Annotated in this window: 10 protein-coding genes; 3 read left to right on the top strand and 7 right to left on the bottom strand. The window is 63.0% G+C overall.

Annotated features, from left to right (window positions below):
• Window positions 1–49 precede the first annotated feature (49 nt).
• Window positions 50–1,240 carry an MFS transporter gene (locus tag ACFFP0_RS12740; protein WP_377261078.1) on the bottom strand — a complete coding sequence of 397 codons (1,191 nt, stop codon included), beginning with the start codon at window positions 1,238–1,240 and terminating at the stop codon, window positions 50–52.
• A gap of 211 nt (window positions 1,241–1,451) precedes the next feature.
• Between ACFFP0_RS12740 and ACFFP0_RS12735 the strand changes: the two genes are divergently transcribed.
• Window positions 1,452–2,336, top strand: coding sequence for a DMT family transporter (locus tag ACFFP0_RS12735; protein WP_377261076.1), 885 nt, complete (start codon window positions 1,452–1,454; stop codon window positions 2,334–2,336).
• A 2-nt stretch (window positions 2,337–2,338) separates the two neighbouring features.
• On the opposite strand, the gene pyc is transcribed toward ACFFP0_RS12735, so the two are convergent.
• Window positions 2,339–5,800: a pyruvate carboxylase gene (gene pyc / locus ACFFP0_RS12730; RefSeq protein WP_377261073.1), complete on the bottom strand. Its 3,462-nt coding sequence runs from the start codon at window positions 5,798–5,800 to the stop codon at window positions 2,339–2,341.
• A gap of 133 nt (window positions 5,801–5,933) precedes the next feature.
• On the bottom strand, window positions 5,934–6,674 hold the full coding sequence (locus ACFFP0_RS12725; RefSeq protein WP_377261071.1) for a LuxR family transcriptional regulator: 741 nt from the start codon (window positions 6,672–6,674) through the stop codon (window positions 5,934–5,936).
• 296 nt (window positions 6,675–6,970) lie between these two features.
• On the opposite strand from ACFFP0_RS12725, the gene ACFFP0_RS12720 reads away from it, so the two are divergent.
• A complete protein-coding gene (locus tag ACFFP0_RS12720) occupies window positions 6,971–8,740 on the top strand; it encodes a glucan ABC transporter ATP-binding protein/ permease (protein WP_377261068.1) in 1,770 nt (589 codons plus the stop codon).
• A 170-nt stretch (window positions 8,741–8,910) separates the two neighbouring features.
• Here the strand turns inward: ACFFP0_RS12720 and ACFFP0_RS12715 are convergent, their stop codons facing one another.
• Window positions 8,911–17,415, bottom strand: a complete 8,505-nt coding sequence (locus ACFFP0_RS12715) for a glycoside hydrolase family 94 protein (protein WP_377261066.1) — start codon at window positions 17,413–17,415, stop codon at window positions 8,911–8,913.
• 428 nt (window positions 17,416–17,843) lie between these two features.
• On the opposite strand from ACFFP0_RS12715, the gene ACFFP0_RS12710 reads away from it, so the two are divergent.
• Complete coding sequence (locus ACFFP0_RS12710; RefSeq protein WP_377261064.1) at window positions 17,844–18,002, top strand: hypothetical protein; 159 nt, start codon at window positions 17,844–17,846, stop codon at window positions 18,000–18,002.
• Between the two features lie 71 nt (window positions 18,003–18,073).
• Here ACFFP0_RS12710 and ACFFP0_RS12705 read toward each other — a convergent pair whose 3' ends face one another.
• The 3 genes from ACFFP0_RS12705 to ACFFP0_RS12695 form a co-directional block, all read right to left on the bottom strand.
• The gene (locus ACFFP0_RS12705) at window positions 18,074–18,217 is read right to left on the bottom strand and encodes a hypothetical protein (RefSeq protein WP_377261061.1); all 144 of its coding nucleotides are present in this window, start codon (window positions 18,215–18,217) and stop codon (window positions 18,074–18,076) included.
• Window positions 18,218–18,395: 178 nt separating this feature from the next.
• On the bottom strand, window positions 18,396–19,370 hold the full coding sequence (locus ACFFP0_RS12700) for a threonine ammonia-lyase (RefSeq protein WP_377261059.1): 975 nt from the start codon (window positions 19,368–19,370) through the stop codon (window positions 18,396–18,398).
• Window positions 19,371–19,457: 87 nt separating this feature from the next.
• A complete protein-coding gene (locus tag ACFFP0_RS12695) occupies window positions 19,458–20,288 on the bottom strand; it encodes an endonuclease/exonuclease/phosphatase family protein (RefSeq protein ID WP_377261290.1) in 831 nt (276 codons plus the stop codon).
• Window positions 20,289–20,303: the final 15 nt, after the last annotated feature.

Raw genomic sequence — 20,303 nt, 5'->3', positions numbered from 1 at the left:
CTTTCGCCCGGCGGCGACCCTACCTCTATCAAAGCCGTATTACGTCTTTTTAGTGATGCGCGTTGTCCGCATGCTTTGCAAGCGGCGACAGGAACAGCGCCACGACGATGAGCAGCGAAAGGCCGGCGAAGATCGCGGCAAGGCCGGTATGCTCGGCAATGAAGCCGATGCCGGACGGCGCGACGAGGATGCCCGAATACCCCATGGTCGTCACGACCGAAAGGCCGACGCCGGCGGCCATGCCGGGCAGGTTGCCGGCCGCCGAGAAGCAGATCGGCACGATGTTGGAAATACCGATCCCGGCCAGCGCAAAACCGGCGATCGCCATCGGCGTATTCTCGGCAAAGCCGATCAGCAGCAGGCCGAGGATGGCGATGACCGCGCAGACCCGGAGCGTCATCACCGCGCCGAAGCGGTCGCGGATCAGGTCGCCGGCAAAACGCATCGTCGCCATGGTGAGGGAAAAGGCCGCATAGGCAAGGCCCGAAAGCGTCACCGTCGCCGCAAGCTCGTTGCGCATGTAGAGAGCGCCCCAATCGAGGATCGCGCCTTCGGGAATCATGCAGAACAGCGCCATGATGCCGATCAGCCAGGGCAGCGCCGAACGCGGCAGCCTGCGACCGGCCGCATGGGCCTCGTCGTCCGGATGCGGCGCGTCATGCAGCACGAGACGCCAGCAGGCGGCGATCATCAACACGGCGGCAATCGTCACGAGGATCGCATGCGCCGAAACGCCGATATGATCGATCAGGAAACCGCCAGTCGACGAACCGATCAGGCCGCCGAGGCTCCAGAAGGCATGGCAGGACGACATGATCGACCGGCGCATGTGCTTCTCCACCGAGACGGCATTGGCATTCATCGCCACGTCCATGGCGCCGAGCAGGCCGCCGAACAGGAAGATCGCCACCGCCCCCGTCCAGACGCTGCCGACGAAGGTCAGCAGCAGCAGCGTCGGCGTCAGCAGCACCGCGGCCACCTTGCTCACCCGGCTGGAACCGAAACGCGCGATCTGACTGCCGGCGACCGGCATCATCACGATCGATCCGAGACCGAAGGTCAGGATCATCAGGCCGAGCGCACTTTCGCTGACGCCGAGACGGCTCGCAAACTCCGGGATCTTGGGCGCCCAGGCGCCGACCATGAAACCGTTCATCAGGAACAGCAGCGCCACACCCACACGCTCGCGGGTGATGAAAGCGCGCGGCTCGGAGGGACGGGTGGAAGCACGGGTATCCATGAAATCAATCCTTCAGGTTGCGCGACCATTATTTAAATCGATTGAAATTGCAACACGCCACAGCGCGTCCCCCTCTCACAAATTGTATCTGAAGGAAACCTGAACAGCCGTCCGGGATGAGATTGACACCCGCGCCGAACTCCGGTTTGTGGCATCGATATTCGCATTCATTTCAGCCCGGTCACAGTCCGGCATCCGGCTCGGTGTTTCCTTGAAAACTCCTTATGGCATCGGCATTCTGCTGATCACGCTCTCCTATTTTATCTTCAGCACCCATGACGCCGTCATCAAGCTGCTGGTCGAACAGGTCACCGTCTGGCAGATTCTGTTTTTCCGCAGCGTCACGGTCTGCGCCTGCTGCCTCTTCATCGGCGGGCCGCGGCTCGCGCATCACGCTGCGACGTCCAGCATCGTCAAGCCGATGGCGGTCCGCGGCCTGTTCCTCATCGCCGCCTGGCTTTCCTATTACACTGCGGCGAAATCGTTGCAGCTCGGCGAGCTGACGACGCTTTATTTCGCCGCCCCCGTCGTCGCGACTCTGCTTGCCGGCCCCATGCTCAGGGAGCATGTGACACCGGCCCGCTGGGTGGCGGTGATCGTCGGTTTCGTCGGCGTGATCGTCGCTAGCAATCCGATCGGCCTGAAGGTTTCCCTGCCCGTGTATCTCGCCCTGCAGGCCGCCTGTCTCTGGGCCTTCTCGACCGTGCTCCTGCGCCGCACCGCCCTGCACGAGACGACCATGGTGCAGATGACACTGACCAACTTCTTCTTCATCGTATTGACAGGCGGCATGCTGGCCGTCGAGTGGCGCGACATCGACCTTGTGACGACCACCATGCTCTTCGGCGTGGGCGTGCTCAGCGGACTGGCGCAATATGCCTATTTCGAGGGAATGCGGCGCGCCCCGGTCTCGGTTCTGGCGCCCTTCGAATATACCGCGCTCATCTGGGCCTTCGTGCTGGGCTTCCTGATCTGGGGCGATCTGCCGGCGGCCAACGTGGCGATCGGCGCCGTCCTCATCGGCGGCGCCGGCCTTCTGATCATTTTCAGCGAGCGGTTCGGCCGCCGGTTGCGCGGCAAGGCCGATGGCGGCTGAAATCAGCCGCCATAGACGATCAACAGATCCTTTGCGTCGATCTGATCGCCAGCCTTGACGAGGACTTCGGCGATCGTGCCGTCCTTTTCGGCGTGAAGCGCGGTTTCCATCTTCATGGCTTCGATGGAGAGCAGCACGTCGCCGGCCTTGACCGACTGGCCGGCGGAAACGGCCACGGTTGAGATGACACCCGGCATCGGCGCCCCGAGATGAGCGGCATTGCCGGTCTCCGCCTTGCGGCGCACGGCGCTGCCCGACGCGCCATGGGCACGATCCGGCACCTTGATGCGGCGCGGCTGGCCGTTGAGTTCGAAGAACACGGTCACCATGCCCTGCGCATCGGTCCCGCTCATCGCCTGATTGACCACGACCAGCGTCTTGCCCTTCTCGATGTCAGCGAACAGCTCCTCGCCATCCTTGAGGCCATAAAAATAGGCAGGCGTGGGCAGGACGGAAACGGGACCATAGGTATCCGCAGCCAGGGCAAAATCGGTGAAGACCTTGGGATACATGAGATAGGAGGCGAACTCGAAGTCGTCGACCTTGCGGCCGAGCTTGTTCTCGATCACCTTGCGCTCCGCATCGAGGTCGGCGTCCGGCAGCAGCGAACCCGGCCGCGCCGTGTAGGGCTGCTCGCCCTTCAATGCCTTTTTCTGCAGCGCTTCGGGCCAGCCGCCCGGCGGCTGCCCGAGATCGCCCTTCAGCATCGAGACGACCGATTCCGGGAAGGCGATGTCCTTTGCCGGATTTTCGACGTCGGCAACGGTCAGGTCCTGGCTGACCATCATCAGCGCCATGTCGCCCACGACCTTGGAGGACGGCGTCACCTTGACGATATCGCCGAACATCTGGTTGGCGTCCGCATAGGCCTGCGCCACCCTGTGCCACTTGGTGTCGAGACCGAGCGAGCGGGCCTGTTCCTTGAGATTGGTGAACTGGCCTCCCGGCATCTCGTGCAGATAGACTTCGGAAGCCGGCCCCTTGAGGTCGCTCTCGAAGGCGGCATACTGGGATCGAACCGCTTCCCAATAGAAGGAGATGCGGCGAATCCATTCCGGATCGAGGCCCGGATCGCGGGCCGACCCCGCAAGCGCCTCGACGATCGAACCGAGGCAGGGCTGGGACGTATTGCCGGAGACCGCATCCATGGCCGCATCGACCGCATCGACCCCGGCTTCCACGGCGGCCAGCACCGTCGCGGCCGATATGCCGGACGTGTCATGGGTGTGGAAATGGATCGGCAGCGAGGTCGCCTCGCGCAGCGCCTTGAACAGCACCTTCGCAGCTGCGGGCTTCAAGAGGCCTGCCATGTCCTTCAGCGCGATGATGTGCGCCCCGGCCTTCTCCAGTTCCTCGGCCAGCGCGACGTAATATTTGAGGTCGTATTTCGGGCGGGCAGAACTGGTGAGGTCGCCGGTGTAGCAGATCGCCGCCTCGCAGAGCCTGTTCTCCTCCTGCACCGCGTCCATCGCCACGCGCATGTTCTCGACCCAGTTCAGGCAGTCGAACACGCGGAACAGGTCGATACCGCCCCTGGCCGCCTGGCGGACGAAATATTTGACGACGTTGTCGGGGTAGTTCTTGTAGCCGACGCCGTTCGCGCCGCGCAGCAGCATCTGCAGAAGCAGGTTCGGCGCGCCCTCGCGGATCAGCGCCAGCCGTTCCCACGGGTCTTCGGTGAGGAAGCGCATCGAAACGTCGAACGTCGCCCCGCCCCAGCATTCCAGCGAGAAGAGGTTCGGAAGCGCCCGCGCGTAGACGCCGGCGACCCGCGCGATGTCGTAGGTGCGCATGCGGGTGGCCAGCAGCGACTGGTGCCCGTCGCGCATCGTCGTATCGGTCATCAGCACGCGCGGCTCGCCCCGCATCCACTCGGCGAACTTCTTCGGGCCGAGCGTATCCAGACGCTGCTTGGTGCCCTCCGGGATCGGTCCGTTGATGTAAGGCAGGACCGGCTTTGCCGCCTGCGGCGAGGGCATGGGCCGTCCCTTGGTTTCCGGATGGCCGTTGACGGTCACGTCGGCGAGATAGGTCAGGAGCTTGGTGGCGCGGTCGGCCCGCTTCACCTGTTCGAATAGCTCCGGCGTCGTGTCGATGAACCGCGTCGTATAGGAATTGTCGCGGAACTTCGGATGGCCGATGATCGCTTCGAGGAAGGTCAGGTTCGTCGCGACCCCGCGGATGCGGAATTCGCGAAGCGCCCGGTCCATGCGGCTGATCGCTTCCTGCGGCGTCGATCCCGACGCCGTCACCTTGACGAGCAGCGGATCATAGAAGCGGGTGATCACCGCGCCGGAATAGGCCGTGCCGCCATCGAGCCGGATGCCGAAACCGGCCGCCGAACGATAGGCCGTGATGCGGCCGTAATCCGGGATGAAGTTGTGCTCCGGGTCTTCCGTCGTGATGCGGCACTGCAGCGCATGGCCGTTGAGGCGGATGTCGCCCTGAGCCGGCACGCCCGACTCCGGCGTGCCGATCGCGGCCCCTTCGAGGATATGTATCTGCGCCTTGACGATGTCGATGCCGGTGACGACCTCGGTCACTGTGTGCTCCACCTGGATGCGCGGGTTCACTTCGATGAAGTAGAACTTGCCGGTGTCGGCGTCCATCAGGTATTCGACCGTGCCGGCGCCGATATAGTTCGTCGCCTGGGCGATCTTCAGCGAATAGCTGGCCAGTTCCTGGCGCTGCGCTTCGGAAAGATAGGGGGCCGGAGCCCGCTCCACGACCTTCTGGTTGCGCCGCTGGATCGAACAGTCGCGTTCGAACAGATGCACGACATTGCCGTGGGTGTCGCCCAGGATCTGGCTTTCCACATGGCGGGCGCGTTCGACGAGCTTCTCCAGATAGACCTCGTCCTTGCCGAATGCGGCCATCGCCTCGCGCTTGGCCTCCGTCACTTCGCGGGCAAGGTCGGCTTCGGAGCGGATGACGCGCATGCCGCGGCCGCCGCCGCCCCAGGATGCCTTGAGCATGACGGGATAGCCGATCGTCGCCGCCATCCTGGCCACTTCCGCCATGTCGTCCGGCAGCGGCTCGGTTGCCGGCACGACCGGAACGCCCACCGAGATCGCCAGGTTGCGGGCTGCGACCTTGTTGCCGAGCTGGCGCATCGTCTCGGCGGTCGGCCCGATGAACGTGATACCTGCATCGTTGCAGGCCTCCACGAACTCGGGACTTTCCGACAGAAGACCGTAGCCGGGATGGATCGCATCCGCGCCGGAAAGCTTCGCGATGCGAATGATCTCGGAAATGGAAAGGTAGCTCTCGATCGGACCCATGTCCTTCGAGAGATGTGGGCCACGCCCCACCTGATAACTCTCGTCCGCCTTGAAGCGGTGAAGCGAGAGCTTGTCCTCCTCCGCCCAGATCGCGACCGTCCTGATTCCAAGCTCGTTCGCCGCGCGGAACACGCGGATCGCAATCTCGGAACGGTTGGCAACAAGTAGCTTCGATATCGGCAAGACGACCTCCCCAGGTGCCATCGAGAAAAAAATGCTGCACTGCGAGGAAAGCAATATCGTCTTCAGAGAGCAAGCGCAATTTGTCTGGAAAGACAGATGTCAAATTTATGTCACGGGGCCTGAAACCGCCCGATCAGATGACAAGGCCAAGCCGAAAGGCGGAAGCCACGACATGCTGCCGGTTCTTGGCCCTCAGCTTTTCCTGCAGCCCGTTGATGTACCAGTCCACCGTATGGCTCGATATGTCGAGCGATTTGGCGATCTCGTTGGACGTCAGGCCATCGGCAAGCAGGACGATGACTTCCATTTCGCGGCGCGTAAGCTGGGTATCCACCTGGGCGACGGCCTCCAGCTCTTCCGCCTGTCCCCGCAGTTCCGCAAATCTCCAGAACACCTTCTTGGCCGCGGCATCGAAAAGCGCCATCTCCGCAGGGGAAAGATCGACAGGGCGGCCGCCGACCGTCATGTGGCCAAGCAATCCGTTCCGGCCGTGCACGGGAAGAATATACCCGTCCTGAAGACCATAGCGAACGCCCTCCTGCATCATCCGCTGCATGCGTTGCCGGTGGGGATCGTTCCTCAACGCAAAGACCGCATCACGCCAGCGGAACGGCCTCTGGGTCATGCTGAGCATCCGGATGGTCGGATCGATAAGAACATATTTGCGGCCAAGGTAAATCTCCGGCCAGCCTTCGGGCCACCGGCTGGCCACGACCATGCTCATCGGGTCCTGATTGGGGCGCAACTGGATAAGCACGCCGTAATATTCGAAACCATAGGCCTTCAGGAGGGATTCGAGCTCGGCCGTCAACTCCGCTTCGGTCTTGATCTCCCCTACGAGTACCAGAAGTTGCACGATCAGATGAATATTCAAAACTGTCCCCTCTGACATGCCTGCCCGGTCTCTTTTCGTTAAAATTCAGTGAGTTCCTTACCCCATATTTAACTAGCATAGTTATCATTCGTTGAAGGTATACGGCAAAATCTAGCCCTTGACTGTTTCGTGAGGAGAGCGCCTCAAGCCGCCTCGATGCAATTTTCGCCAAGTCTTGCCCTTTGTGAAACATTTCTGGCAGAAGAGGATTGTTTCCGTCGCGGAATTGCCGTTTCCGGTCTCTAGATTCCGGGTCATGCCGCGGTGGCGGCTCCATATCAACGAGGTTGCGCCAGTTGACGCTGTTTCAGGTTTACGCACGGGCTCTCAAGTATCTGGCGAAGAACAAGTGGCGGGTAACCGCCGTCGTCATCGCCAATATCGTGCTTGCCATCATTACCATTGCCGAACCGATTCTTTTCGGCCGGATCATCGATGCCATTTCCTCCGGCAGCCCCGTCGCGCCGGTGCTCACGTTATGGGCCGGCTTCGGTGTCTTCAATACCGTCGCCTATGTGCTGGTCGCCCGTGAGGCCGACCGGCTCGCCCACGGACGCAGGGCGTCGCTCCTGACGGAGGCTTTCGGGCGCATCATTTCCATGCCGCTTGCCTGGCACCACCAGCGTGGCACGTCCAACGCCCTGCATACCCTGCTGCGCGCGGCCGAAAGCCTGTTCGGCCTGTGGCTCGAATTCATGCGCACCCATCTTGCGACGGCGGTGGCGCTCATCCTCCTCGTTCCGACCGCCATTTCCATGGACTGGCGGCTCAGCCTCGTCCTGCTCGTGCTGAGCGTTCTTTACTGGATCATCGGCGTGACGGTGATGAACCGTACCAAGGAGGGACAGGCCTCCGTGGAAAGCCACTACCACACGGTCTTTTCGCATGTCAGCGATTCGATCAGCAATGTCTCGGTGCTGCACAGTTACAACCGCATCGAGGCCGAAACCAAGGCGCTCAAGGATTATACCAAGGATCTGCTGGCCGCCCAATATCCCGTGCTCGACTGGTGGGCGCTTGCCGGTGCGCTGAATCGCACCGCGTCGACGGTGTCCATGGGCGTCATCCTCGTCATCGGCACCGTCCTGGTGCAGCAGGGGCAATTGCGCGTCGGCGACGTCGTCGCATTCATCGGCTTCGCAAACCTTCTCATCGGCCGCCTCGACCTCCTGCGCCAGTTCGCCACGCAGATCTTCGAAGCACGCGCCAAGCTCGAAGACTTCTTCGTGCTCGAGGATTCGGTCGAGGAACGTGCCGAGCCGGCGGATGCGCGTGAACTCGGCAATGTCCGCGGCGAGGTTGAATTCCGCGACGTCTCGTTCGGTTTTGCCAATACGAGCCAGGGCGTTCACGACATCTCCTTCACGGCCAAGGCGGGCGAAACGGTCGCGATCGTCGGCCCCACCGGAGCCGGCAAGACGACGCTCATCAATCTCCTGCAGCGCGTCTACGACCCCCAGCAGGGGAAAATCCTTATCGACGGCATCGATATCGGCACCGTGACCCGCAAATCGCTGCGCCAGTCCCTCGCCACGGTCTTCCAGGATGCCGGCCTTCTCAACCGCTCGATCAGCGAGAACATCCGTCTCGGACGTGAAGGAGCCACCGAGGAGGAAATCGCCAGGGCGGCGGAGGCCGCTGCCGCGACCGACTTCATCGAAAGCCGGCTTACCGGCTACGACACGTCTGTCGGCGAACGCGGCAACCGCCTGTCCGGCGGGGAGCGCCAGCGTATCGCGATCGCCCGCGCCATCCTCAAGAACGCGCCGATCCTGGTTCTCGACGAGGCCACCAGCGCCCTTGACGTCGAAACCGAAGCCCGCGTGAAGGCTGCAATCGACCGCCTGCGCCAGAACCGCACGACCTTCATCATCGCCCACCGGCTGTCGACCATCCGGGATGCCAACAAGGTAATCTTCCTCGACAACGGCCGCATTGCCGAGATGGGCAGCTACGACGAACTGAGCAGAAGCGGCGGACGCTTCACCTCGCTTCTGAGAACGAGCGGAATCCTCGTGGAAGATGAAGCCGAAGACCAGCCTGGAGCTGTCACGCAACCGGCCTGACGCGTTCTCTCTTGTACCACCCGTTACTGCGCCGAAAGACGAGACCTCCGAACCTGCCGCTGAAGCCGTCTTGCCCGACGCTTCCCATGAACGGAAAACGGAAAAGCCCCGCGCCATATCCTATGGCGCGGGGCTTTCTGTCATTGCTCGGTTTTCCCGACCGGAGGCCGTCAGCTCTCCGCCGGTGTCGGTATGGACCTCGACGCCGACGCTGCAAGCGGGAAACCTTCCGTCGCGTCGACCGCATTGCCGTCGATGGTCACCTTCCCGTCCTTGACGACGATCTTGTGAACCGCATCGCCGATCGTGAGTTCGGCGGTGAAACCGTCCCATCCGGTCGGCAGGGCCGGATCGACGAACAGCCGGTCGCCCTGCCGCCGCACGCCGAGAATGCCTTCGATCGCGGCGCGGTAAAGCCAGCCCGCAGATCCCGTATACCAGCTCCAGCCGCCTCGGCCGGTATAGGAACCGTGACCATAGACGTCCGCGGCAACCACGTAAGGCTCGACGCGATAGGTCTCCGCAGCGGAGCGATCGAGCGCATGGTTGATCGGGTTGAGAATCTGGAAGCACTTCCAGGCGTCGTCGCCACGCTTCAGCGCCGCCAGGGCCAGTACGACCCAGATCGCCGCATGCGTATACTGCCCCCCGTTCTCCCGGACGCCCGGCGGGTATGCCCGGATATAGCCCGGGTCCCTGCGGGTATCCTGGAACGGCGGCGTGAAGAGGCGGATGATGCCCGCTTCCTCGTCGACAAGCTTGTCGAGCACCGCGTCCATCGCCTGCCGGGCGCGATCCGGATCGCCTTCCCCGGAGAGTACGCTCCAGGACTGGGCAAGGGAATCGATGCGGCATTCGTCGCTGCTGCTGGAGCCGAGCGGCGAACCGTCGTCGAAATAGCCGCGACGATAGTAGGTGCCGTCCCAGCCGGCCTTTTCCAGCGCATCCCTGAGCGCTTCCAGGTGATCGGTCCAGCGCTGGACACGCTGGCGGTCGTTGCGCTTCGAGGCATAGGGCAAGAAGTTCCGGAGCGCGCTGGCCAGGAACCAGCCGAGCCAGACGCTCATGCCGCGGCCGCCGACGCCGACGCGGTTCATGCCGTCGTTCCAGTCTCCGCCGAGGATGAGCGGCAGGCCCTTGTCCCCCGTGCGGGTGATCGCGAGGTCCAGCGCCCTCGCCGCATGCTCGTAGAGGGATGCGGACTCGGCCGAGATCGTCGGCTGGATGAAGGCGTCGTGCTTGCTCTTTTCGAGCACCGGGCCCTCGATGAATGCCAGTTCCTCGTCGAGCAGGGATGCATCACCGGTCGCCGAGACATACTGGTGAATACCATAGGCGAGCCAGACGACGTCGTCTGAGATCATCGTCCGCACGCCGGCGCCGGAGCTCGGCAGCCACCAGTGCAGCACGTCGCCTTCCTTGAATTGCCGCGAGGCCGCGTTGACGATCTGGCGGCGGGCGAGCGAGGGCTCGTGCACCAGGAAGGCGAGCGTATCCTGCAACTGGTCGCGGAAGCCGAAGGCGCCGGACGCCTGATAGAAGGCGGTGCGGGCCATGATGCGGCAGCCGAGGGCCTGATAGGGCAGCCAGTGGTTGATCATGTTGTCGAGCGACTTGTCCGGCGTCGATATCTTCAGGCGGCCCGTAAAGCCCTTCCAGAAGTCGCCGTTCGCCCGGAGGATCGTGTCGAACTCCTCGTCGCGCAATTGCCCGACGAGCGCCTGCGCTTCCTCCTTCGTTTCCGCATCGCCGAGGATGAAGGTGAGCTTCCTTTCCTCGCCGGGCGCAAGTTCGATATCGTAGGCGAGCGCCGCGCACGGATCGCCGTCGAGATCGAGCGCGCCGTTGAGAGGAGCGACCGATGTCACCGCCGTCGGCAACTGGATCGATCCGAAGCGGCCGATGAATTCGCGCCGGCTCGTCGTGAACCCGGTCGGCATCTCCTTCATCGCCATGAAGGCAAAGCGGCGATAGTCGATGCTGTAGGGATTGGTCGCGAACAGCGCCCCCGTCTCCTCGTCGCGGCTCGACAGGATGAACGGGATGGAACGCGACGGATTGCTGCCGAGCAGCCATTCGGCATAACCGTAGACCCGCAGCTTGCGCGTTTCGGAACCGGTATTGCGCAGGAAGAACGACGCGAGCTTGGCCGGCCGCGTGCGGTCGACCGTCTGCGTCAGCTCCAGCCTGAGGCCATCGTCCTCGGCCGAAAAGACCGAGTAACCGAGCCCGTGCCGCGTTTCGAACCTGGTTTCCGGCTTGCGCGATAGCGTTGCGAACGGCACCATCACGGCGCCGCTGTCCCGGTCGGCGACATAGAACGCTTCGCCCGGGCGGTTCACGACCATGTCGTTCGTCCACGGCGTCAGCTGATAATCGCGGGAATTCTGCGCCCAGGTGAAACCTGCGCCTTCCGCCGAGATGTGGAAGCCGAACTTGTCGTTGGAGATGACATTGATCCACGGCTGCGGCGTCGCCTGCCCGCCATGCAGGCGCACGACATATTCGCTCCCATCCTTGGAAAAGCCGCCGAAACCGTTCCAGAAATCGAGGTCGGAGGGCGCTTCGATCTCGGCCGGAGCCTGGAAGATCTCACCGTTCAGGAGAGGACGGCGGTCGACCTCGATCTCCTGATCCTTCGTCGGGGCGAAGATGGAGGCCGTGCGGTTGAGCTGGTCGCTGATCTTGCCGTTGCGGGCATGCAGCACGACGCGCGATGCGGCGACCACGCCTTCCGACCCCTCTTCGTCCATGATGTCGCGACGGAGCGAGAAGACATGCTGGCGCTGCCCCTCCTGCTGACCAAGGCGACGGGCGTTCTCCGACAGATATTCGATCGCGTGCTGCATTTCCTGGGCATAGGATGCGGCACGCTCGTTGAAGATCACGAGATCGGTGATCACGCCGCGCGACCGCAGGTATTCCTGGGCGCTCATCGCCTCCTTGGCGACCGGCATGTCGTTGTCGTCGTTGATGCGCAGCGTGAAGATCGGGAAGTCGCCGGAGACCGAGGAGGACCACAGCGACGATTGCGGCTGCAGGCCGGAATGGATCGTCGCCTGATCGGCGCGAAGCTGCATGTCCGGATAGATGAGGTAACGCGCCAGATGCTGGAAAGCGGCGGCATCCTGGGACGAGACGCCGAGATGGCGCATCTGCACCTGCGTGCGCGTCCATGCCTGGGTGAGCTCCGCCTGGAACGCATCCGGGTGACGGTAGCGTTCGATCGCCTGATCGAGCTCCTCGCGCTTCGGTGCGGCAATCGTCCAGAAGATGATGCTGACCTTCTTGCCCGCCGGCACGCGCACGGCGCGCCGCAGCGACAGGATCGGGTCGAGCGTGAAGCCGTCCGTGCCGGAAAGCGCGGCACCCGGATCGAAGGCGGCGGCCTCCGCAAGCGTGCGGCCGCGGCCGAGGAACTTCCGGCGGTCCGTCTCGAATTCCGTCGGGCGCGCGGAGCCGGCGTTATCCGCCGCCAGATGCGCGACCACCATGTCGGGCTCGTTCGGACTGCGCTTGTTGCGCCAGGCGCGGATGACGTCGCCGCGCTTGCCGATCTCGGTGCGGACGAACATCCGCGAGAAGACCGGATGGGCGTTGTCGTCGTCCTCGTTGCCGAGCACGGGCTCCAGATAGGAGGTCACCTCGATGAAGCGGTCCTCGGCTCCCATGTTCAGCAGGGTCAGGCGACGGCCTTCCGCATCGTGCTCGGTCGCAACGATGCACTCGACGGTGCTCGTCAGGTCGCCGATCGTCTTGTGGAATTCCGCCCGCTCGTCGCTGAAGATCGCCTTGGTCTTCTCGCCTTCCGCGCGGCGGGGCTCGGCAGTCGCGGACCACCATTCGCCGGTCGACGTATCGCGCAGGAAGAGGAACTGACCCCAGCGGTCTTCGGTCGGGTCCGGCTTCCAGCGGGCGACCGACATGCCGTTCCAGCGGGAATAGCCTGAGCCGGTGGCGGTCAGCATCACCGAATAATGGCCGTTCGACAGGAGCACCAGCTCGCGATCCTTGGTGGCCGGGTTGTTGATGGTGCGGATTTCCGGGCGCAACAGCTCGCCTTGGCCCTTGCCGGGGGTCTCCTCATGCTTGGCGCTCATGACCGGGATATCGCGCGGCGCCTTTTCCTGCAGAAGCAGTTCGGCCGCCTCGATCACCGGATCGGAATGGAAGAACTCACGCAGCAGGCCGTTCATCACGACGTTGGCAATCGCCGCGATCGACATGCCGTGATGGTGGGCATAGTAGTTGTAGACCACCGCACAGCGCTTGCCTTCCGGAACGCGGGTCGGCGTGAAGTCGACCGCGTCGTGGAAACCGAACATGCCGAGCGCGCCGAGCGAACGCAGCTCCGCCAGGTTCTCCGCGGCCGAGATCGGATCGTACTGGCTGGCGAGGATCGAGGCATAGGGAGCGATGACGGCATTCTGACCGAGGCCGCGTTTGAGGCCAAGCGTCGGCACGCCGAAATTCGTGTACTGGTAGTTGAACTGGTGATCGCGGGCATTGAACGCCGCCTCGGAAATGCCCCAGGGGGTTCCAAGGCGCTTGCCGTGGTTCATCTGCTCCCGGACCACGAGGTTGTTGGTCTGGTTCAGGATGCCGCCCTGACGCTCCTGCATGACGAGCGGCGGCATCAGGTATTCGAACATCGAACCCGACCATGAGACCAGGGCGCCACGCGCGCCGATCGGCACGACCTGGCGGCCGAGGCGATACCAATGCTCCGTCGGCAGATCGCCCTTGGCGATCGCAAAAAGGCTGGTCAGGCGCGCTTCGGAGGCGAGCAGGTCATAGCAGGCCTCGTCCAGTTCGTTGCTTTCGACGCGATAGCCGATCGAAAGCAGGCGGCGCTCCTTGCGGAACAGGAAGCTGAAATCCATCGAAAAGGCGATGCTGCGGGTACGGTCGCGCAGCGTGGTCAGCCGCTCGCGCAGCGATTCGATATTGGCGTTGTCGAAAACGCTGTCGGCGATATGCGCTTCGCAGGCGGTAACGAGCGACGCCGCCCAGCGGGTGACTTCCTCGCTCTGCGCCGAGCGGACCTCATGGTCGAGGTTGGTCGCAAGCTTCTGGATATCGCGCGCCAGGACGGCAAGGTTGATGATGCGGATCGAGGCGAATTCATGTTCGCGCTTGACCGCCGCCAGCGCATTGCCGAAGCCGACGATGCGCTCTTCGAGACGCCGGCGAAGCGGACGGACGGTCTTGCGGTCGTCCGGCAGCGCCTTCAACGTTTCGGCAAGGATGCCGGCAACGTCGCCGATACCGTCGAGATTGCCCTGCAGATGCGCCGAAGGCGCCTCCGCCCATATGCGCAGGGCCGACGAGATGGCGATCAGGTGACCGGCGAGGTTCCCGCTGTCCACCGAAGACACATAGCGCGGTGCGAGCGGCTTCAGGGTATCGGTATGATACCAGTTGAACATGTGCCCGCGGAATTTCTCCGCCCGCTCGATGGTCGAGATGGTCTGTTCGATCCGTTCGATCGTATCGGTGAAACTGATCCAGCCGAAATGCCGCGCGGAGATCGTCGACAGGAGGTAGACGCCGATATTGGTGGGCGACGTGCGCTTGGCGATGATCGGATCGGGCTTTTCCTGGAAATTGTCCGGCGGCAGGTAATTCTGCTCCAGCGTGACGAACGTCTCGAAATACCGCCAGGTGCGGCGGGCGATCTTGCGCAGGTCGACCGACACCGGTTCCGGAACGAAAAGACGGTCTTCCGTCTCGGCCGACTGGCTCACATACCATGCGACGAGCGGCGAGAAGATCCACAGCACGGCGAACGGAATGCCGACCAGGAAGGCGTTGTCGCCCGGAATGGCCGACAGGATGATGCTGAGAACGGCAATCGCCGGCGCATGCCACATCGCCCGGTAATAATCCTGCGGGCTGCCCTGCGCGCTCGACTGGATCGAAGCCGCGGTGCGCCATTCGAGCATCAGTTTCCGGCTGAAGAACAGGCGATAGAGCGAACGGGCGATCGCATCCGTCATGATGCAGGCGGAGTCCGCGATGAAGACGATGCGGAGCGCCACCTGCGCGTTGGCGGAACGCATGTCCGACCAGACCGAATAGAAATGCGCTCCGGGCACGATGTCGGTCGAATGCGGCAGGAGGCCGGTGATGAGACCGAGCGTCGGGGCGACGAACAGCGAGAAGATCAGCAGGATCTGCCAGATCAGCGCGCCGAGCGGGTCCATGAAATACCAGCCGAGCACGGATGCGAAGAACCAGGCGATCGGGGTGAGCGAACGACGCAGGTTGTCGATCATCTTCCAGCGGCCGAGTGCCGTGACGCCGCGCTTCGGATCGAGGATATAGGGCAGGAGCTGCCAGTCGCCGCGGGCCCAGCGATGCTGGCGCGAGACTTCCACCTCGTAGCGGACCGGGAAATCCTCGACGAGCTCCACATCGGTCACCAGCGCGCAGCGCGCGAACGAACCTTCGAGGAGGTCATGGCTGAGGATCGAATTCTCCTCGATCCGTCCCTTCAGCGAAGCCTCGAAGGCATCGACATGGTAGAGGCCCTTGCCGGTGAAGCTGCCTTCGCCGGTAAGGTCCTGATAGACGTCGGAGACGGTGAAGACGTAAGGGTCGAGACCGCGGCCGACCGAGAACACGCGCTGGAAGACCGAAGCCTCCTTGCCGGTCGTCAACGATGGCGTGACGCGCGGCTGCATGAGGCCGTAGCCATGGATCACGCGGTTCGATTTCGGATCGAGGACCGGCTGGTTGATCGGATGGTGCATCTTGCCGACCAGCTTCGTCACCGCGTCGCGCATCAGGCGTGTGTCGGCATCGAGCGTCATGACGTACTGGACGCCTTCCGGCGCCGTATTGGCGCCCGGCAGATAGGTCGTGTCGCGATCGCCGCGCAGCAGCAGATTGAGCTCGTGCAGCTTGCCGCGCTTGCGCTCCCAGCCCATCCAGACGCCTTCGCTGGGGTTGAACAGGCGGCGGCGGTGCAGGAGATAGAAACGCGTCTTGCCGTCATGGGCGTATTTGGCGCTCAGCGCGGCCACTTCACGCTTGGCATAATCGAGGATTTCCAGGTCGGCTTCCGTTTCCTCGACCTTGCTGTCGCGCCAGTCGCTCAGCAGCGCGAAATAGATCTCGCCATGCGGATTGGCGAGATAGTGGACCTCGAGGTTGCGGATGAGCTCGTCGACCGTGTCCCGGTCGGAGATCAGGCACGGCACGACGACAAGCGTCTTCGCCTCTTCCGGAATGCCCTCCTTGAACTCGTAGCCGACGAGCCGGGCCGGCCGGACCACGTAGGTGACAATCGTATTGAAGAGGCCGGTCGCGCCTTCCGAGGCCGGCAGCGCGAACATCAGCAGGAAGAAGAAAACGACCGGCAGCGGAATATCCGCCTGCACGAGGAACCAGCCGGCGACCGCCATGGCGAGCACCGTCAGGAAGATGACCGGCCCGGCAATGGCAAACCAGTTGAGCTTGCGAACGAGGCGCACGGTCTGCTGCACGAAGAGCGGCCTGTAACCGACGGCTGCCTCCAGCTCCCTGCGCCGGCGGCCGACGACGAAAGCGCCGACATTGGTTTCGCGCGGGTCGGCATTCTCCTGGCCGGCGGCCTCCTCGGCCAGCCGGATGGCCACTTCGGCAACCTCCGCCTCGCTTCTGCGCGAGCGGCGTGCGATCTGTTCGATGCGGTTGCGATAAGCGTTGCGCGAACCGAAATCGAGCGCCTCATAGTCTGTGCGCTCGCGGAAGATCTTGTCGATCTGCGAGACTTCCTCGAACCAGATGCTCCATTCGGTGTCGTCGATCTCGCGCAGGCTCTTGATGATGTTGCCCATCGTCACGTTGCCGGACGAAAGACGGTTCTGCTCGGCCAGCATCACCTCTTCGGTGTCGGTGCCGGCCTGCTCCAGCCGCTGCTCGAGCCAGGCGATCGCAAATCCCGACGTCTGGGACGCATTGCGCAGGCGATAGAGGAACTGGGTCGTGAACGTGTTGTCGTTCGTCAGCTCCTCGATGCCCTTGAGCAGCCCGGCGCTCGCCGCCTCGTCGTTGAGACGGATGATCTCGTCGGCCACTTCATTGGCCCGGCGGCGCATGTTGCGCGAGCGGTCGACGCGGGTCGCGATGCGGCGCAGGTTTTCGATCAGCACGAAGCGGATGAATGAAGGCAGCGCCCAGAGCTCGCCGATTTCCAGGGGCTCCTCGACCTGGAAGCCCTCGACCATGGCCGCAAGCCCGTCGCGCGACAGGCTGCTGTGCGTATGCGCGACATAAAGCCAGGCAAGCACCAGCACACGCGGCATTTCATGGCCGCCAACCCTCATTGTCGGAAGCTGGCGGTAGAACTTCTTCGGGAAGTCGCGACGGACTTCCTGGATCGCCTCTTCGACGATGTAGTAGTTGTCGAGCAGCCATTCGGCTGCGGGAGTGATCGTCGCCCCGGCATCCACATCCACCGCGGTCGCCCGGTAGACACGGAAGATTTCCTTCTCGTTCTCCTTGTGGCGCTGGAAGAAGTCGAATTCGGTGAAACCGGGCAGGCTGGACGTGCCGTCCTTGCCGAGGTTCTCGCCGCATTCCCTCAATGCATCGATGTTGAAGTAGGTCGAACGGATCGAATCGTTGTGATCGATCTGCTTGACTTCGGTTTCGCGCGAGGAAGCTGACGGCGGATTGTGAAAGGACATGGATACGGCTTCTGGGTGAAAACTCTGGGGTTTGCCGGCCTCGCCTTACTCGGCCTGCATCGGAAGAGCCAGCCATCATTTTGGTTATGGTGACCGGCCGGATGCAAATCTGCGAAGAAGGGAAATAGAGAGCGGTCCGGATATTGCAAATCACCGACCGGAATCTATCGCCCGCTTCTTGCGGATTGACACAATTTCCGCCTTTAAGCAGACCAGCCTGAATAAAAGCTGAACGGAAGCAGTCCTTTGATAATGCGAAGATTTTTCATTGGATGCAACATCGCGTTTGCTCAGCCGGAAATTGCAGCGAAAAGGCGAAATGTGATCGCAGGCGGGTTACCTCCCCCGGCCCGCGCTGCTATTCATATCGAAGCTGCGGCGGCCTGGCCCGCCCTTGGACAATCCGGTCGAAATTCCGGTTTTGAGCGATGACGATCCAGTTTTCCAACCACATGGCCGAAGTGGTGGCAACGCGCCGCTACCTTCACCGGCATGTCGAACTCGACCTTTTGAAATTCAACGACGCTCTGCCGATCGGCACCAGCTTCTGGGTGGAACTGGCGGAAGCCTATCTTCCCCTGGAATAGACCTGAAAGCAAAACACCTCCCGCGCTGCCGAAGCGCGGGAGGTGCCGGCGTTTCCAGGAGGATCGGAAACTTACGGGAAAAGGCCGAGCGTCACGGCGCCGACGAACAGAAAGGCCGCGGTCACCAGAGCCGCATTGGCCGCCCACTGCCACTTGCCTGTGGAGGATGCATTGCGAACAGGGAAAGGCCGTGTCTGATGCTGAGCTTGCTGCATGGATACCTCCCAGGTTCGGGTCCTGCCCTTTTCGGACTTTTCTCTATGCTATCTTATCTCGATTAACCCGATAGAGATAATGTTCCACGCTGCCATATGTTCCGTAGAAAATCCTTTTTTCTTAAAGCCCCCTTTGGCGAGTTAACGGTTTATTATACCCTTGCGTCTCGGCGGCCTTTCAGACCGGAAATTTATCGAGCGCCAGACGAAAGATATCGGGGTCGATATTGCCGCCTGAGCAGACGGCAATCACCGCTTCACCCAGCGTCTCGCCGTGAAAAAGCGCGGCGGCCAACGCAACGGCGCCGCCCGGCTCGACCACGATCTTCAGGCGGCTGAAAGCGAGCGCCACGGCGTGAAGCGCCTCGTCTTCCGTGACCACAAGACCGGAACCGCACAGCCTCGACATGATGGGAAATGTGATGTTGCCCGGTTGCGGGGTAATGATCGCATCGCAGAGCGAACCCGACTGGGCCGCGTTGCGTTCGATCCTGCCGGAAGCGAGCGAACGGGCCACATCGTCGAAACCTTGCGGCTCGCAAGGGCGGACGAGGAACTGCGGCGCCCTGGCCTCAAGCGCCAGCGCGATGCCCGAAATGAAGCCGCCGCCGCCGGTCGGAACGAGAACGTCCGCCTTTCCGATCGCTTCTTCCTTCGCCTGTTCGGCGATTTCCAGGCCTGCCGTTCCCTGACCGGCAATGACCAGCGGCTCATCGAAAGGCTTGATCAGCGTCAGGCCGCGCTCCTGAGACAATCGGGCGCCGACCGCATCGCGGTCCTCTTTCCCCCGGTCGTAGAGCACGACTTCCGCGCCATAGGCGCGCGTATTGCCGATCTTGATGCGGGGAGCGTCGGACGGCATGACGATCACGCTCGGAATGCCATGCATTCTCGCCGCCAGCGCCACGCCCTGGGCATGATTGCCGGAGGAGAAGGCGATCACGCCCTTGGCGCGCACCTCCGGAGATAGCGCCGAAATCGCCGACCAGGCTCCGCGAAACTTGAACGAACCCGTATGCTGCAGGCATTCCGGCTTCACGAATATGCGGCGCCCGGCAATTTCGTCGAGGAATGGGGAGGAGAGCAGCGGCGTGCGCCGCGTATGGCCGTCGAGGCGGGCACGCGCGGCTTCGATCATGGCGATGTCGGTCATAGGCAGGTTCCGGTCGAGGAAGAACTGGCGGGTCGCGGACAAGCCTATCGGCGCTTTTGGCCGCGGTAAAGCCTCAAGAAACGGGCGTCAGCCGGCCTTCGCGCCCTCGGCTGCCGGCAATGCGCCGAGCCTCAGCACGGCCTTGATCGGGAGATGGTCGGAGGCAAGCCGTGCAAGCGGCGTATCGTGGGTCTCGACGGTATCGATCAGTCCCGGACGGTTCGCCATGATCCGGTCGAGCGCGAGCACCGGCAGGCGGGACGGGAAACTCGGCACGGCCGCCGGCAACCCGAACACGGCGGCGAGCGTATTGAGCGAGGAGCGGTCGCCAAGCCGCCATTCGTTGAGATCGCCCATCAGAACGGTCGGATGCTCCTCGCGAGAACTCAGGATATCGAGGATCATGCGGGTCTGCTGGTGCCGCGAACGGTTGAGCAGGCCGAGATGCGCCGCAATGATGCGGAACATGCTTCCGTCCCTGAGTTCGAGTTCCGTGATGAGCGCTCCCCGCGGCTCAAGCCCCGGCAGCTTCACCTGATGCACGTCGCGCACAAGGCCCTCGCGGAAGAAGACCACATTGCCATGCCAGCCGTGCGCCTTCGCGACCCCGTTGACGGGAACCGGAAAAAGACCGGTCTCCCGCTCCATCCAGGCCAGATCCAGCAGGCCCCGCCGCTCGCCGAACCGGGTATCGGCCTCCTGAAGCGCGATCACGTCCGCGCCGATCTCGCGGATCACATGGCTGGTCCGGGCGGGATCGAATTTGCCGTCGATGCCGACGCATTTGTGGACGTTGTAGGAAGCGATCAGCATACCCCTGCTGCGATCGTGAGGTTCGTGAACCCCGGCGCCCCTGTTCCTGCGGGCGCGGATCGACGCGAGAATGCTTGACGGAAGGTTTGGTCGTTTTTGCCGCATGGTGTGAAAGGCTGT

It is taken from the genome of Neorhizobium puerariae, from assembly GCF_042429745.1.
Taxonomy (GTDB): Bacteria; Pseudomonadota; Alphaproteobacteria; order Rhizobiales; family Rhizobiaceae; genus Neorhizobium; species Neorhizobium puerariae.
Note: the sequence above shows the minus strand (reverse complement) of the source record. Positions and strands in the feature narration are given on the sequence as shown.

Coding starts and splice junctions, on each gene's coding strand:
- ACFFP0_RS12740 (WP_377261078.1), bottom strand. CDS start 1,240: ATGGATACCCGTGCTTCCACCCGTCCCTCCGAGCCGCGCGCTTTCATC.
- ACFFP0_RS12715 (WP_377261066.1), bottom strand. CDS start 17,415: ATGTCCTTTCACAATCCGCCGTCAGCTTCCTCGCGCGAAACCGAAGTC.
- ACFFP0_RS12710 (WP_377261064.1), top strand. CDS start 17,844: ATGACGATCCAGTTTTCCAACCACATGGCCGAAGTGGTGGCAACGCGC.
- ACFFP0_RS12705 (WP_377261061.1), bottom strand. CDS start 18,217: ATGCAGCAAGCTCAGCATCAGACACGGCCTTTCCCTGTTCGCAATGCA.
- ACFFP0_RS12700 (WP_377261059.1), bottom strand. CDS start 19,370: ATGACCGACATCGCCATGATCGAAGCCGCGCGTGCCCGCCTCGACGGC.
- ACFFP0_RS12695 (WP_377261290.1), bottom strand. CDS start 20,288: ATGCGGCAAAAACGACCAAACCTTCCGTCAAGCATTCTCGCGTCGATC.